This window comes from Flavobacterium sp. 270 (assembly GCF_004368785.1).
Lineage (GTDB): Bacteria > Bacteroidota > Bacteroidia > Flavobacteriales > Flavobacteriaceae > Flavobacterium.
In genome coordinates this window covers 436,462-451,011 of sequence record NZ_SODM01000001.1, presented here as the reverse complement: position 1 = coordinate 451,011, position 14,550 = coordinate 436,462, and the positions used below count along the sequence as shown (strand labels likewise).

The window sequence follows — 14,550 nt, the reverse complement described above, 5'->3', positions numbered from 1 at the left end:
CTGAAACCTGAAACCTGAAACCTGAAACAAGAACCTCACAACTATGAAAAAAATAACCACATGAAAAAGTATCACTTAATTACTGCAATTCTGTTTTCGTTTTCGCTTTTTGCACAGAAAATAGACCGAAAGGCTTTGGTAACCAGACACAATGTTCAAATTACAGCGATAGACACTTTGGCTTCTTTAACGGTTGGAAACGGTGCTTTTGCTTTTACTGTTGATGCTACGGGACTGCAGACTTTTCCGAAGTTTTATCAAAACGGAATTCCGTTGGGAACGCAGTCAGAATGGGGCTGGGACAGTTATAAAAATACCGAAAATTATAAGTTTTCTGAGACTTTGCGTGATTATCAACAATATGGACGAAATATTTCTTATACCGTTCAGATAAAAGAACCGAAAAGAAAAGTGGATGCTGTAAACTGGTTTCGCCAAAATCCGCATTTATTGCAATTAGGGAATTTAGGTTTTGAAATTACGTTGAAAGACGGAAGTCCGGCAAAACCACAAGACATAAAAGCGATCAATCAAAAACTGAATTTATGGACGGGAGAAATTGAAAGTTATTTTGAAGTGGAAGGAACTCCTGTAACGGTTGTAACGGCTTCTCATCAGGAAAAAGATGCGATTGGTGTTAAAGTAAAATCAGATTTATTACTTCAAAAACGATTAAAAGTTAGTTTGAGAATTCCGTTTCCAACAGGAGATTGGGCAGATATGGGAACCAAATATGAAGGAAAACAAGATTATAAAAGTATTTTGGCTGTAAAGTCAAAAAACGAAGCAGTTATAACGCACGTTATGGACAGCATTTCTTATAATGTAAACCTGAACTGGAAAGGAAATGCGCAGATTAAAGAAACCGGAAAACATCATTTTGTTGTAGAAGCTTCGAATTCTAATGCTTTAGAATTCAGCTGTCTTTTTGCTTTAGCAGATAAAAAAGCGATTAAAAATAGTTCCTTTTCTGATATTGAAAACAGCAGTATAAAAGGCTGGGAACAGTTTTGGCAAAGTGGAGCAGCGGTCGATTTTTCAGGAAGTACAGATCCGCGCGCCAAAGAACTGGAACGCAGAGTAATTCTCTCTCAATATCTAACCAAATTGCAATGTACAGGAAAAGTACCGCCACAAGAAACGGGTTTAACCTATAACAGCTGGTACGGAAAACCGCACTTAGAAATGCATTGGTGGCACGGCGTACATTTTGCACTTTGGAACAGACCAGAATTGTTAGAAAAAAATCTTCCGTGGTATCAAAAGGTTTTTGAAAAAGCAAAAGGAATCGCCAAAAGACAAGGTTTTGAAGGCGCAAGATGGCAGAAAATGGTCGATGCAGACGGAAACGAAAGTCCGTCATCTGTAGGCTCATTTTTAATTTGGCAGGAACCGCATTTTATTACGTATGCCGAATTAATGTATCGTGCAAAACCAACAAACACAACTTTAAATTTATACAGCGAACGTGTTTTTGCAACGGCAGATTTTATGGCTTCATTCGCTAATTATGATGCTAAAAATGATCGTTATGTTCTCGGACCAGGCGTGATTCCGGCACAAGAACGCTTTAAGGCGATGGAAACTTTTAACCCAACTTATGAATTAGCGTACTGGAATTGGGCTTTGAAAACAGCAATTGCATGGAAGAAAAAATTAAGCCAAAAAGTACCTGAAAAATGGGAAGACGTTTTGGCAAAATTATCTCCGTTACCGATTCAGGATAATGTATATCTGGCAACAGAAAGTGCAAAAGACTCCTATACCAATCCAGAATTTAAAACAGATCATCCATCGGTTTTAGGAACTTTTGGAATGCTTCCGGAAACGTCTCTTTTGGATAAAAAAATAATGAAAAACACATTTGATCTGGTTTGGAAAACATGGTCTTGGGATAAAACGTGGGGCTGGGATTTCCCGATGACAGCAATGTCTGCAGCGCGTTTGCAAATGCCGGAAAAAGCTATTGATGCTTTATTTATGAATGTAACTACAAATACATATTTAAAAAACGGACATAATTATCAGGCAGAAAGACTAACGCTTTATCTTCCCGGAAACGGCGGTTTACTGACTGCAGTTGCTATGATGTGCGCGGGCTGGGATGGATCTACAGAAGCAAATCCTGGATTTCCTAAAGATGGAAGCTGGAAGGTGCAGAGTGAGGGATTTCAGAAGTTTTTTTAGGAGAGGTTCAAAGGTTCAAAGGTGCAGAGGTTCAGAGGGACAAAGGAAAAAACTTTGCGGTTATTTTAACTATCAAATCGTAACCCCAATCTTGTCATCCCTTGTTCCTCGGGGTGACAAAAAATGCGAATAAGAATTTTGATAATACCTACAAGGTTTTGGAAACCTTGCAGGAAACGAAAAAACTTTGCAACTCTGCGACTTTGCGAGATTAAATAAAAAAAGCCTTGCGAACCTTGCGTAAATCCTGGCGTCATTGGGGTTAAAATTCACAGTCAAAACATATAACATTATGAGAAATAAAATCTTTCAGTTAATAATGCTTTTTCTAAGTCTAAATATGTTCAGCCAAAGACAAATGGAAAACCTTGACAGAGGCCTGGTTGCAATAAAAAACAACAACCAATTTTTTATAAGCTGGCGTGTTTTAGGAACCGATCCCGATGATTTGGCTTTTAATTTATATCGAAAAAGCGGTACTCAAAAAGCAGTAAAATTAAACGATAAATCGATTACGGGCGCCACAAATTTTGTTGATACCAAAGCCAATAGCGAACAGGAAAATACATGGTTTGTAAAAACAGTTTTAAAAGGAAAGGAAAAAGACGCTTCGGGAAGTTTTACTATTTCGGCTAAAAGTCCTGACAAAGCTTATTTGTCAATTCCGATAAAGGCGATAGAAGGATATATTCCGAATGATTGTTCTGTTGGGGATTTAGACGGAGATGGAAAATACGATTTGATTGTACATATGACAGGAAAAAGTCTCGATAATTCTTTTAAAGGAATTACAGATCCGCCTATATTTCAGGCGTATACTTTAGAGGGAAAATTTCTTTGGCAGATTTGTTTGGGAAAGAACATTCGCGAAGGCGCACATTATACTCAATTTATGGTTTATGATCTGGATGGCGACGGAATTTCTGAGTTTGTCTGCAAAACGGCTGACGGAGCTACAGACAGCGCAAACACGGTAATTGGCGACGGCACAAAAGACTGGGTTGATAGAAATCCGGATTCTCCGGTTTATGGAAAAATCTTAAAAGGCCCGGAATATCTTTCGGTTTTTGACGGAAGAACAGGAAAAGTAATTACAACGGTTGATTATATTATGGAACGCGGCGATCTTGCAGGCTGGGGCGGACGTGGCGGAAGCGGTGGAAACGACACGAAAGGAAACAGGATTGATCGTTTTACGGCTTGTGTGGCATATTTAGACGGTATTCACCCAAGTGTTGTGATGTGCCGCGGTTATTACGGAAGAACGGTTTTGGCGGCTTGGGATTTTAAAGATAAAAAACTGACTTCGCGTTGGGTTTTTGACAGCAAAGATGCCGAAAATCCGTATTCTGGAATGGGAAATCACGGACTTTCTATTGCGGATGTGGATAATGACGGAAAAGACGAAATTGTGTACGGATCTATGTGTGTTGATGATAACGGAAAAGGTTTATACACAACGGGTTTCAGACACGGAGATGCGTTGCATGTAACAGATTTAGATTTGGATGTTCCGGGTTTGGAAGTGTACGGAATTCACGAAATCGAAAATGGCACTACAGGTCCGGGAGTAACTTTATTTTCGGCTGCTGATGGAAAAGTTTTGTTTACAGATTCTCCAAACCAAGATGTTGGCCGCGGTGTTGCAGATAACATCGATCCAACTAGAAAAGGCGCGCAATGCTGGTGGTCGGGTTCTCCATATTTGCATGATATGAAAGGAAATAACATCGGAAAAGCACCAACTTCTACCAATTTTGTAATTTATTGGGATGGCGATTCTTCCAGAGAATTACTCAATTCTAATTATATTGACAAGTATAATGTTGGCAGACTTTTTACCGCAGAAGGCGCGGTATCTAATAATGGAACAAAATCTACGCCGGCACTTTCGGCAGATATTTTGGGCGATTGGCGAGAAGAATTAATCTTAAGATCTGAAGATAACAAAGAGCTGCGTATTTACTCGACTACAATTCCAACAGAAATTAGACAATATACTTTGATGCACGATTCGCAGTACAGATTAAGTATTGCGTGGCAGAATGTGGGTTACAACCAACCGCCGCATACGAGTTTTTATATGGGATTTGGTATGAATCCGGCGCCGAAACCTAATATTGTTTTGGTTCCTTTAAAGAAATAAAAATTGACGATAAAAATTATTATTTAAATTTGAACAAACTTTAAAACGTATAAAGTATGTTTGAATCTCTCTTTGATTATTTAGGCCTTTTTCAAGAAATAACTTCTCATGATAAACTTGTTATTAAAGAACATATAGAGTACAAAATAATAAAAGAAGGTGAAATTTTATTGGAAGAAGGAAAACTTGCAAATGAGATTTTTTTTGTTTGCAAAGGCGTATTAAAAATAGTCGGCATTAGTGATAAAGGAAATGAAGTGATTCATTTCTTTTTTGCTGAAAATCAGTTTTGTACAGTATTAAAAAGCTTTAAGGAAAACATTCTTTCAAATGATCGAATTCAAGCTGCCTGCGATGCTGAAGTAATCATTTTTAAGAAAAAAACCCTGGATTTATTGTATAATTCTGTTCCTTATTTTAAAAAAATGCTGGATGGTATTTTTCAAGAATCGTTGTTGAATAAAGTAGAACTACGTAATTTATATCTCGGTGAAGACGCAACTGCGCGGTATCAAAAATTTATTGTGAGGCAATCTAATATTGCATCCAGAGTTTCGCAGACAGATATTGCTTCTTATCTCGGTATTGCAAAGCAATCATTAAGCAGAATTAAAAAAAATAAGCTCTAGTCGCTTTTTAACATTTGTTAAATCCTTTCCATAATCGGCTCTCTACTTTTGTTCCATAAAATAAAATTTTTAAGAACAATAAAAATGGAAAATTTAAAAGACAAAAAAGTAGTGATTATTGGCGGTAGTTCAGGTATTGGATTGGCAACGGCAAAATTGGCAGTTTCAAAAGGAAGCAAAGTAATTATAGTATCGAGTAATCAATCGAGATTAGATAAAGCTTTGCAGGAAATAGGAAACGAAAGTGTTGGTTATGCCACAGATGTAACTAATGAAGAACAAATGAAAAATCTATTTGAAAAAATCGGTTCATTTGATCATCTCATTTTTACAGCAGGAGAAAATCTTATTCTTTCTAATGTTGAAGATACTTCACTAGAAACCGCTCGCAACTATTTTAATATTCGTTTTTGGGGTGCTTTTACAGCTGTAAAATATGCAGCACCTTGTATAAGCGCCGCAGGTTCTATTGTACTTACCAGCGGAATTGCCAGCAACAGACCTAATAAAGGCTGGGCTTTGGGGGCTAGTATTTGTTCGGCAATGGAAGGTTTTTCCAGAGCTATGGCAATAGAATTAGCTCCAATAAGGGTAAATATTGTGTCGCCAGGAGTGATAAAAACGGAGCTTTGGAGTAATATTTCTGAAAGTGACAGAGAAGCAATGTACACCAATATAGGCAATACACTGCCTGTAAAACGAGTTGGTGAAGCCACAGACATTGCAAAAACCTTTGTCTATTTATTAGAACAAGAATATGGTACAGGACAAACCCTGATTATTGATGGAGGTACTTCATTAGTCTAAATTTAAAATATACGAAAAAGCTCAATTCCTAAGAATTGAGCTTTTTGATTTAAAGAGAACTTTATATCGAAATTTACCAGGTTTTAGATTGACGAGACAAATATATTTTTACAGATTCGCTCATCGTAATAATTGCTCCTCCAAGAATAACAATGTCTTTAATCACAAGTCTTCCGCGTCCGGAAAGAAAAGGAAAACCGTGGATGGGATCTCCTAAACTTGGTACCCAGCTTTCGGGAGTTGTAATCAGGAAAGACAATGTTCCCAGAGTCATAATAAAAATTAGGATACTCGCAATCATGCTTAAGAATGGTGTTACTTTATATAAGGCAAGAAAAATGCCTAGTAGAATAAGAAAAGCACCAAGTCCATAAGAAAATCCGTAAGTGTTGTTTGCTTCGTGCCAATTGTGATTAGCCAGTACCAATGCGCCTTCAAGATTCATGTGGGTTTTGTATTGATCTGGGTTGTTGTAGAAAAACGACATAAACGGACTATTGGCTACAAAAGGAACGATTCCGTCTGCTTCATAATTTGTAAATTTAAGCGCACCGATCCATACAAAAACGATGACAATACCATAACGAATGACTTTTTTTCCTAACCCGTCAAGGGCTGCAATTGAGTGTAAAATTGAATTTTTCATGTTGTAAAAAGGTTAATTATTTATAACATCAAAATTACATCTGAGGGAAAGGGGAAAACATGGACAAAAATGGATATGTCCTGCACTTTTGTGCAACCTAATTTTATGGGTATTTGATTATTTATTCAGGCTGTTGTGCGACTATAGAAATTCCAACGCTTGTGCGGAATGATTGTGGCGAGACTTTTGTAAATTTTTTAAAGAAACGGCTGAAATAAAATTCATCAGCAAAATGCAATGCAAAGGCAATTTCTTTGATGCTGTGATTGGTAAGATGCAGCTCTTTTTTGGCCTGCATTACCAATCGTTCCTGAATCATTAACGATGGAGATTTACCAAAATATTGCTGGCATTTTTTACTCAACGTATTAGGTGCCATTGCCAAAAGTTCAGCGTAATCAGCAGGTTTATGCAGTTTTAAATAATTGGCTTCTAGAAGATTTCTAAAAGCTTCCATTTGTTCGTCTTTCGCTTTTTCGACTTCAGGACTTGCCATTGCTTTTAGTTTTATACTGCTGGATTTCGCCAAAAACAATTGCAAATAGGAGCGAAGCACCATTTCGTCTAGTTCGCTCGAAGCAAATTCATTCATTATATCTAAAGACAGCGATTTAAAAAACTCCAATTGATTTAAATCTAATACAACCGAAGGTTCGATGTAAATATTATTGAATAATAATCCGTTGCAGGCGACACGCTTTTTGTGGTATTCGATACAATAAAAATCACTGTGAAAATTTACCACAAAACCTTTTAATTCCTCATCTTGTATAAAAGAAAGCTTTTGAAGCGGAGTCGAAAATAACAGTACAGGTGCTTTAAATTCAAATTTACCAATATCAGCAAAGTAAGTGCCGCTTCCTTCCGTCAAAAAGAAAACTGTATAATCAGAAGATTGAGGTATATTTTTAAAATAAGATGGTCCAATTTCCTGTAAAGACATTAGAATGTCTTGATCTGCAATGTTGCCTTCAGATTGATCTAACATAATTGGGTTTTATACTAATTGTAAATTTTATTTATTTAAAGCATCTAATTTAGCTATAATAATGTGCTGGATGAAATTTATTCAACACATAGAGACATAGTTTTTATTGTGGTTAGAAAGGATTTCACTACTGTAATCTTTGTCAAAGTTTTAAACTTTGACAAAGATTACTCGACGCTAACATATTAATAAAGCTATTTGTTTAAAAACTAAATCTAAACCGATTATTTCTCATTTTTAAGATGCTTCGTGCGCAATCTGCTTAAAAATTCGGGCGTAATTCCCAGATATGAAGCAATATAATGCTGTGGAACTCTTTGGATAATCAATGGATAACGATTTATAAATTCGATATATTGATCCATTGCTGGAGTCGAAATTTTCTTAAATAACCGTTTTTGTACTTTAGCTAAATGTCTTTGAATCATCAAACGAAACATTCTCTCTAATTGCGGAATTTCGCGAAGAAGTTTGTCTTTTGCTTCACGGCTGAGCATCATTAATTCACAATCTTCCAAAACTTCAATATAACGGTCACTTGGCGTTTGATCTTCAAAACTAACAATATCACTTATCCACCAATCTTCAGAAGCAAATTGCAGTGTTATATCTTCGCCATTATCATCAATAAAATATTCCCTTATAATTCCCTTATTTATATAGGCTTCAAAGTTACAGACATCGCCTGCACGTAATAAAATGGTCTTTTTAGGAACTTTTTTAAATTCAATATTATTTTCAAAAAGTGTAAGCTCTTCTGCTGAAAGGCTTGCAAATCTTGAAAGATATCCTTGAATTTTCTGGTACATTTTTTAAATGAATTGGTTTTTGAGAAAGTAAATATAAGATGATTTTATTTAATATTTTCATTGATCTAGTTTAAGAAATTTCTCTAAAGAAAGATTAATCTTTGAAACCTCGAAAAATATAAAAGTTTAAAAACCATGAGTAACTTAAGTCTAAATGCTAGAATTAATCATGCTTTATCAGATGTAGAAAGTCTGATAGCGGATTATGTCCTAATAGAAGAAGATCAAAAAATATCCAACGGAAATGTTGCTATATGTATTATTACAGAAGATGGCACTGTTTACGGAAAAATGTATGGAAAGGATAAACCGCGTTTACGTCAATCGTATAAAATTGCATGGACAAAAGCGAGTCAGGTTTGGCTTACAGGAGTTAAAACGGGCGATTATGAAAAATTAGTGTTTAATAAACTTGTTGATGAAAATGCGAACGGAATCGAAGCGCCGGATCTTATTGGATGGCAGGGCGGACAACCGATTTTCCTTAAAGACGATACTTGTCTTTCGATAGGATTTAGCGGTTTTAGAGGAGTTACAGATTTAGAAATTGTTACCAAAGCTTTTGCAGGCTTATAAAAAAATAATTATGACTTATATACCAGATACAAATCGTTATCAGAATATGGAATACCGCAGATGCGGAAAAAGCGGCTTAATGTTACCGGCACTTTCACTTGGATTGTGGCATAACTTTGGCGCAATTGATGATATTGAAAACTCCCGAAATATAATGCATACCGCTTTTGATAACGGTATCACACATTTTGATTTAGCCAATAATTACGGCCCGCCTCCGGGATCTGCAGAAACTACTTTTGGACAAATATTCAAAGAAGATTTTAAAAACTATCGCGATGAACTTTTAATTTCGACTAAAGCCGGATGGCAGATGTGGGATGGGCCATATGGGGATTGGGGTTCTAAAAAATATTTGGTTGCCAGCCTTGATCAAAGCCTTAAAAGAATGGGACTAGATTATGTAGATATTTATTATCACCATAGACCAGACCCCAATACACCGTTGGAAGAAACAATGGGAGCATTAGATTTAATTGTGCGTCAGGGAAAAGCGTTGTATGTTGGTATATCAAGTTATGATCCCGAAGAAACTCAAAATGCGATTAAAATACTAAAAGATTTAAGAACGCCTTGTCTTATACATCAGCCAAGATATTCTATGTTTGACAGATGGGTTGAAAATGGATTATTGAATGTATTAGAACAAAACGGTGTTGGAAGTATTGCATTTTCACCGCTTGCACAAGGACTTCTTACCAATAAATATTTAAACGGAATTCCACAGGACTCGAGAGCGGCATCGCACAGAGGAAATGGTGCAATAGAAGAAGATGTGCTAACGGATGCTAATATTAATAAAGCCAGAAACTTAAACGAAATCGCAGCAAAACGCGGCCAAAGTCTGGCGCAAATGGCTCTATCGTGGATTCTAAAAGACAATCGCATTTCGTCTGTGCTTATTGGTGCCAGTAAACCAGAGCAAGTTATTGATTCTGTGGGCGCTTTGCAAAATATTACCTTTACAGATGATGAACTTCTTGAGATAGAATACATCTTAAAAACCGACAACTAATTATCTAAATATGAAAAACCACAACATTCAAAATTATTTAGCTGCCGCATTTCTTATTTTGTCAATTACGCCCAATGTTTTGGCTCAGAAAACAGTTTCAGATCCGCTGGCGGGAAAAACAGCCAAAGTATTTGTTACGGCAAAAAATACAGATAAGAAACTTACAGAAACAGAAACACTTCAGTTTAGTGCTAAACCACAGACTACAGAAAAAGAAATTGCTGTTTTTGTAGATCCGTCTGTAACTTTTCAGACCATGCTTGGTATTGGCGGTGCGATTACAGATGCTTCTGCAGAAGTATTTTATCAGCTTCCAAAAGACAAACAGCAGGAAATCCTGACTGCGTATTACGATAAAGAAAAAGGAATTGGCTACACTTTGGCAAGAACCAATATGCAAAGCTGTGATTTCTCTAGTGATATTTACAGTTATATTAAAGAAAATGATAAAGAACTTAAAACCTTCGATATCAGCCATGACGAAAAATATAGAATTCCATTAATAAAAGCAGCTATTGCAAAAGCCGGAGGGCAGTTAACCTTGTACGCATCACCATGGAGCCCTCCGGCTTGGATGAAAACCAACAATAATGTTTTGCAGGGCGGTTCATTAAAACCAGAAATGCGTCAGAGCTGGGCAAACTTTTTTGTAAAGTTTATTAATACTTACGAAAAAGAAGGAATTCCGATTTGGGGTTATACCGTGCAAAACGAACCAATGGCAGTACAACGTTGGGAATCGTGCATATTTACTGCCGAAGAAGAACGTGATTTTATCAAAGATTATCTAGGCCCAACAATGAGTAAAGCCGGACTTTCTAAGAAAAAATTAATCATGTGGGATCATAATCGTGATTTAATGTATCAGCGTGTGAGTACAGTTTTGGAAGATAAAGATGCGGCTAAATATGTTTGGGGAGTTGGATACCATTGGTACGAAGACTGGATGAAAAACGGAATGAATTTTGAAAACGAACGACGTGTTGCACAAGCTTTTCCTGATAAACCACTTATTTTGACCGAAGGCTGTGCGGCGGATTTTGATCAAAAACTTTTAACAGAATGGAGTTTTGGCGAAAAATACGGTATGTCTATGATTAATGATTTCAACATTGGAACTGTTGCCTGGACAGACTGGAATATTTTATTAGATGAAAAAGGCGGCCCAAACCACGTACAGAATTTTTGTATGTCGCCAATTCATGCCGATTTAAAAACCGGAAATCTTATTTATACCAACGGCTATTATTATTTAGGACATTTTTCTAAATTTATTAAACCCGGAGCAAAACGCATTGCCTGTTCTTCGAGCAGTAATAAACTTTTGTCTACCGCTTTTGTAAATTCAGATGGAAAATTAGAAATTGTGGTTATGAATCAATCCGATGCAGATGTGGAGTATTTTCTTTGGATAAAAGGAAAAGCTGCAAAAACAACAAGTTTAGCGCATTCTATTGCTACAGTTGAGATTCGATAAACGTTGAAGTTTTTTAAAGACATAGAAACATAGGTTTTTTTGTTTAAATAAAAAGAGTATAGAAAGAAACTCGTTTCTAACACATAGCTGTGTGTTTTTTTAGAGTTAAACAACTTTGTCAAAATTTCAAATTTTGGCAAAGTAACACAGCTATGTGTTTTGAAACTAGTGAAAGCTTTTTAAGTTAGGCAGCTTTGTCAAAGTTTGAAACTTTGACAAAGCTTACCGAACAGCTATGTGTTTTGAAACTAGTGAAACGTCTTTTTTAAGCGTAACAAAAACTATGTTACTATGTGTTAAAATATAATTACATCCAAATAAACCATCACTATGAAAATCTGGAAAACACTAATTTGTACCATTACCGTAATTAGTCTGGCATCTTTTATAAAACCAGCAGAAATTGGAAAACCCTGGAAAGGCAAGTTTCAGCAGATTCCGGGTAAAATAGAATGCGAACTTTACGATGAAGGAGGAGAGGGCGTAGCCTATCACGACACAGATGCTGAAAATAACGGAAGCGGAAAACTAAATCCCGTAAACGGAAATCCACTTAATGAATTTAGGCTGAAAGACGGAGCAGATATCTCTTATTCTAAAGATGGTGATATCGATAATAATCCGTTTAATAAAGTTCCCAGAAGTATTGGACAGCTTTATTTAGGCTGGACACAGCCAACAGAATGGGTTAATTACAGTGTTCGGGTTAATAAAACTGGAACTTACAAAATTGGCGCACTTTATACTTCCAACGGCGATGGCGAAATTTCTATTGCTGTAAATGGTAAAGATGCAACCGGACTTATGAAAATAGAATCTACTCACGATGATCGCGATACGATTGCGTGGAGACAATGGCATCATTGGAACGAATCTAAAGCGCTGGGAAATATTAAACTTCAAAAAGGAAAGCAATTACTAACATTGCATATTGTAACAAATGGGAATTTAAACCTTGATTATTTAAGTTTTACTCCAAATTAAATAATTAAATAGAAGACAATTATCTTTATGGTTTCATTTTAAAACAGCTGTAAATAAAAAGATTTCGTAATTCTGTTCCATCCGTTTATATTGGCTACTGCTAAAATTATTTTAGCAGTTTTTTCGTTTCCAAAAGTATGTACTGCCGAATTATAAATTTCACTGCTCAAGCCTTGATTGGATATTGTGGTAAGTTCTTCTGTAAGCGCCAGAATAATTTGTTCTTCTGTGGTAAACAAATTTTGTTCTTCTCTCCACGCGCTAAGTGTGTGTATTCTTTTTGGATTTTCTCCATATTTTATTGCTTTTTTAATGTGAATGTTGAGGCAAAATCCGCATTTATTGATTTGCGATGCTCTGATTTTTATAAGTTCCTGCTGTATTTTATTAAGCCCTAAATTGGAAACAGATTGATCAAACTGACTTAAAATTTGATAGAAATCGTGAACAAATTGGTTGAAATTTAATTTACCGATCATGAGTTTTGGATTAATATAGTTTTTGGAATCATTTATTATTGCAGCAAAATTATCACGACTCGTAAAATGAACCACGGGCCAGAAAATGTTTTATTAATAGTCCAGTTTTTATTATATTTGAATGACCCTTTCGGGGAAAGAAAACCTGTTGTCATTCTTATAAAATTATTGCTATGCTTCCTTATAAAAATCTTATCATAATTGATAAAAAAAATACGCTTCCCGTTTACAGACAGATTTCGCTGCAGTTTATATCCTTAATTCAGGAAGGAAAACTTTCTCCCGGAACGGCTTTACCCAGCAGTAGAACACTAGCTTTTGATTTGCAGCTTCATAGAAAAACCATAATGGCCGCTTATGAGATATTAGTGTCTGAAGACTGGGTAGATAATCTTCCCCGAAAAAGCTATACCGTATCTCTAAACCTGCCCGTAATACGACCTCGATCTTATAATAACAAAAGCCTGAGTCCTTTTGCTAATAAAGCAAATTTTGAATTCAATAGATTAGAACCCATAATTCACCCAGTAGTTTCTTTAAATAAAAATCCTTTAATAATTGATGACGGTTTTCCGGATATTTCGATGCTGCCGTCTCAGGCAATATCAAACCAATTCAAAAAAGCTTTAGATACCGCTACTTCATCCAGAAATACTGGTTTTGATCTAAACGACACTTCCAATTTCAAAAGATCACTTCGTACATTTCTAAACCAAACGCGCGGTATAGATATGGGGGTTGAAAATTTGTTTACCACTCGCGGTGCCCAAATGGCCATTTATATTGCAGCATCATTAATTATTAAACCCGGAGATAAAGTCGTTGTCAGTGAACCCACTTATTTTATAGCCGAAGCATTGTTTAAAAAACTAGGAGCAGAGCTTGTTAGAATTCCAATGGATGATGAAGGTATGCGTACCGATGAATTGGAAAAAATTCTCGAAAAAAACGTGATAAAGTTATTGTATATCATACCGCATCATCATCATCCAACAACGGTAACGATGAGTATTGAAAGACGTGAGCATCTAATGCAGTTAATTAATACCTACAATTTTGCAGTTATTGAAGATGATTACGATTATGATTTCCAGTTTAAATACGATCCTTATCTGCCTCTTGCCACGATGAATCACGGAGGAAATGTTATCTACATCGGATCGCTCACGAAGGTTTTGGGTGCGCCATTTAGATTGGGTTATATGATTGCCACAGCAGAATTTCTTAAAGCTGCTGCAAGTCTTAGAATCCTGATTGACCTTAAAGGAGATATTATTATGGAAGAAACGATCGCAGGTCTTATAAACAATGGCGATTTGGCACGTCACATTCAAAAAGTAAATAAATTATACTCGCAAAGATGTGATATTCTTTCTGACTTGATAAGGGCTGAATTGGGTGATGTTGCAAACTTTACAAAACCAACTGGGGGCATGGCGCTTTGGCTAAAATTTAAACCCGAATATGAATTATTAAAAATTATAGGAAAAGCAAACCTACAAGGGCTTTCTATAACCGGAAGTTCATATTGCGTTGGAAAAGATGCTCATTTTAACGCGTTCCGATTTGGATTTGCTTCTTTAAATGAAGAACAATTAACGGAAGCTGTGCATATTATAAAAAAGACGGTACAAACGCTATAATTATCTATCGTATTAAAACATAGCCCACGGTTTCAACCGTGGGAGACGGGCGTGATAACATTGCGTTAATTTATTGCGTTCCCACGGTTGAAACCGTGGGCTATATTTATAATGTAGCGTAAAAAAAAATCTAATAGCTTTTTTTTTAGAATATTAATTGGACT

13 protein-coding genes are annotated in these 14,550 nt (G+C 36.0%); 9 read left to right on the top strand and 4 right to left on the bottom strand.

What is annotated here, in order from left to right; translation table 11 throughout:
* Nucleotides 1-60 precede the first annotated feature (60 nt).
* The 4 genes from EV144_RS02020 to EV144_RS02005 all read left to right on the top strand — a co-directional run bounded on the left by EV144_RS02020 (nt 61) and on the right by EV144_RS02005 (nt 5,769).
* Nucleotides 61-2,187 carry a hypothetical protein gene (locus tag EV144_RS02020; RefSeq protein ID WP_134145680.1) on the top strand — a complete coding sequence of 709 codons (2,127 nt, stop codon included), beginning with the start codon at nt 61-63 and terminating at the stop codon, nt 2,185-2,187.
* Between the two features lie 292 nt (nt 2,188-2,479).
* A complete protein-coding gene (locus tag EV144_RS02015; protein WP_134145678.1) occupies nt 2,480-4,333 on the top strand; it encodes a rhamnogalacturonan lyase in 1,854 nt (617 codons plus the stop codon).
* 56 nt (nt 4,334-4,389) lie between these two features.
* Complete coding sequence (locus EV144_RS02010) at nt 4,390-4,962, top strand: Crp/Fnr family transcriptional regulator (protein ID WP_134145676.1); 573 nt, start codon at nt 4,390-4,392, stop codon at nt 4,960-4,962.
* A gap of 84 nt (nt 4,963-5,046) precedes the next feature.
* Nucleotides 5,047-5,769, top strand: coding sequence for an SDR family oxidoreductase (locus EV144_RS02005; protein ID WP_134145674.1), 723 nt, complete (start codon nt 5,047-5,049; stop codon nt 5,767-5,769).
* Between the two features lie 73 nt (nt 5,770-5,842).
* Here the strand turns inward: EV144_RS02005 and EV144_RS02000 are convergent, their stop codons facing one another.
* The 3 genes from EV144_RS02000 to EV144_RS01990 form a co-directional block, all read right to left on the bottom strand.
* Nucleotides 5,843-6,415 carry a DUF417 family protein gene (locus tag EV144_RS02000; protein ID WP_134145672.1) on the bottom strand — a complete coding sequence of 191 codons (573 nt, stop codon included), beginning with the start codon at nt 6,413-6,415 and terminating at the stop codon, nt 5,843-5,845.
* Nucleotides 6,416-6,536: 121 nt separating this feature from the next.
* A complete protein-coding gene (locus EV144_RS01995; protein WP_208326829.1) occupies nt 6,537-7,403 on the bottom strand; it encodes a helix-turn-helix domain-containing protein in 867 nt (288 codons plus the stop codon).
* Between the two features lie 224 nt (nt 7,404-7,627).
* The gene (locus EV144_RS01990; RefSeq protein WP_134145670.1) at nt 7,628-8,212 is read right to left on the bottom strand and encodes a Crp/Fnr family transcriptional regulator; all 585 of its coding nucleotides are present in this window, start codon (nt 8,210-8,212) and stop codon (nt 7,628-7,630) included.
* A gap of 135 nt (nt 8,213-8,347) precedes the next feature.
* On the opposite strand from EV144_RS01990, the gene EV144_RS01985 reads away from it, so the two are divergent.
* The 4 genes from EV144_RS01985 to EV144_RS01970 all read left to right on the top strand — a co-directional run bounded on the left by EV144_RS01985 (nt 8,348) and on the right by EV144_RS01970 (nt 12,264).
* Nucleotides 8,348-8,788: a heme-binding protein gene (locus EV144_RS01985; RefSeq protein ID WP_134145668.1), complete on the top strand. Its 441-nt coding sequence runs from the start codon at nt 8,348-8,350 to the stop codon at nt 8,786-8,788.
* A 10-nt stretch (nt 8,789-8,798) separates the two neighbouring features.
* A complete protein-coding gene (gene mgrA, locus EV144_RS01980; protein ID WP_134145666.1) occupies nt 8,799-9,803 on the top strand; it encodes an L-glyceraldehyde 3-phosphate reductase in 1,005 nt (334 codons plus the stop codon).
* A 10-nt stretch (nt 9,804-9,813) separates the two neighbouring features.
* Nucleotides 9,814-11,280, top strand: a complete 1,467-nt coding sequence (locus tag EV144_RS01975) for a glycoside hydrolase family 30 protein (protein WP_134145664.1) — start codon at nt 9,814-9,816, stop codon at nt 11,278-11,280.
* Nucleotides 11,281-11,610: 330 nt separating this feature from the next.
* The gene (locus tag EV144_RS01970; protein ID WP_208326828.1) at nt 11,611-12,264 is read left to right on the top strand and encodes a hypothetical protein; all 654 of its coding nucleotides are present in this window, start codon (nt 11,611-11,613) and stop codon (nt 12,262-12,264) included.
* Nucleotides 12,265-12,302: 38 nt separating this feature from the next.
* On the opposite strand, the gene EV144_RS01965 is transcribed toward EV144_RS01970, so the two are convergent.
* Complete coding sequence (locus tag EV144_RS01965) at nt 12,303-12,743, bottom strand: carboxymuconolactone decarboxylase family protein (RefSeq protein WP_134145662.1); 441 nt, start codon at nt 12,741-12,743, stop codon at nt 12,303-12,305.
* Nucleotides 12,744-12,916: 173 nt separating this feature from the next.
* Here EV144_RS01965 and EV144_RS01960 point away from each other — a divergent pair, with 173 nt between their 5' ends.
* Entirely contained in the window at nt 12,917-14,386 is a 1,470-nt protein-coding gene (locus tag EV144_RS01960) for a PLP-dependent aminotransferase family protein (RefSeq protein ID WP_134145660.1), read from the top strand.
* Nucleotides 14,387-14,550 lie beyond the last annotated feature (164 nt).

Coding starts and splice junctions, on each gene's coding strand:
- EV144_RS02020 (WP_134145680.1), top strand. CDS start 61: ATGAAAAAGTATCACTTAATTACTGCAATTCTGTTTTCGTTTTCGCTT.
- EV144_RS02015 (WP_134145678.1), top strand. CDS start 2,480: ATGAGAAATAAAATCTTTCAGTTAATAATGCTTTTTCTAAGTCTAAAT.
- EV144_RS02010 (WP_134145676.1), top strand. CDS start 4,390: ATGTTTGAATCTCTCTTTGATTATTTAGGCCTTTTTCAAGAAATAACT.
- EV144_RS02005 (WP_134145674.1), top strand. CDS start 5,047: ATGGAAAATTTAAAAGACAAAAAAGTAGTGATTATTGGCGGTAGTTCA.
- EV144_RS02000 (WP_134145672.1), bottom strand. CDS start 6,415: ATGAAAAATTCAATTTTACACTCAATTGCAGCCCTTGACGGGTTAGGA.
- EV144_RS01995 (WP_208326829.1), bottom strand. CDS start 7,403: ATGTTAGATCAATCTGAAGGCAACATTGCAGATCAAGACATTCTAATG.
- EV144_RS01990 (WP_134145670.1), bottom strand. CDS start 8,212: ATGTACCAGAAAATTCAAGGATATCTTTCAAGATTTGCAAGCCTTTCA.
- EV144_RS01985 (WP_134145668.1), top strand. CDS start 8,348: ATGAGTAACTTAAGTCTAAATGCTAGAATTAATCATGCTTTATCAGAT.
- mgrA (WP_134145666.1), top strand. CDS start 8,799: ATGACTTATATACCAGATACAAATCGTTATCAGAATATGGAATACCGC.
- EV144_RS01975 (WP_134145664.1), top strand. CDS start 9,814: ATGAAAAACCACAACATTCAAAATTATTTAGCTGCCGCATTTCTTATT.
- EV144_RS01970 (WP_208326828.1), top strand. CDS start 11,611: ATGAAAATCTGGAAAACACTAATTTGTACCATTACCGTAATTAGTCTG.
- EV144_RS01965 (WP_134145662.1), bottom strand. CDS start 12,743: ATGATCGGTAAATTAAATTTCAACCAATTTGTTCACGATTTCTATCAA.
- EV144_RS01960 (WP_134145660.1), top strand. CDS start 12,917: ATGCTTCCTTATAAAAATCTTATCATAATTGATAAAAAAAATACGCTT.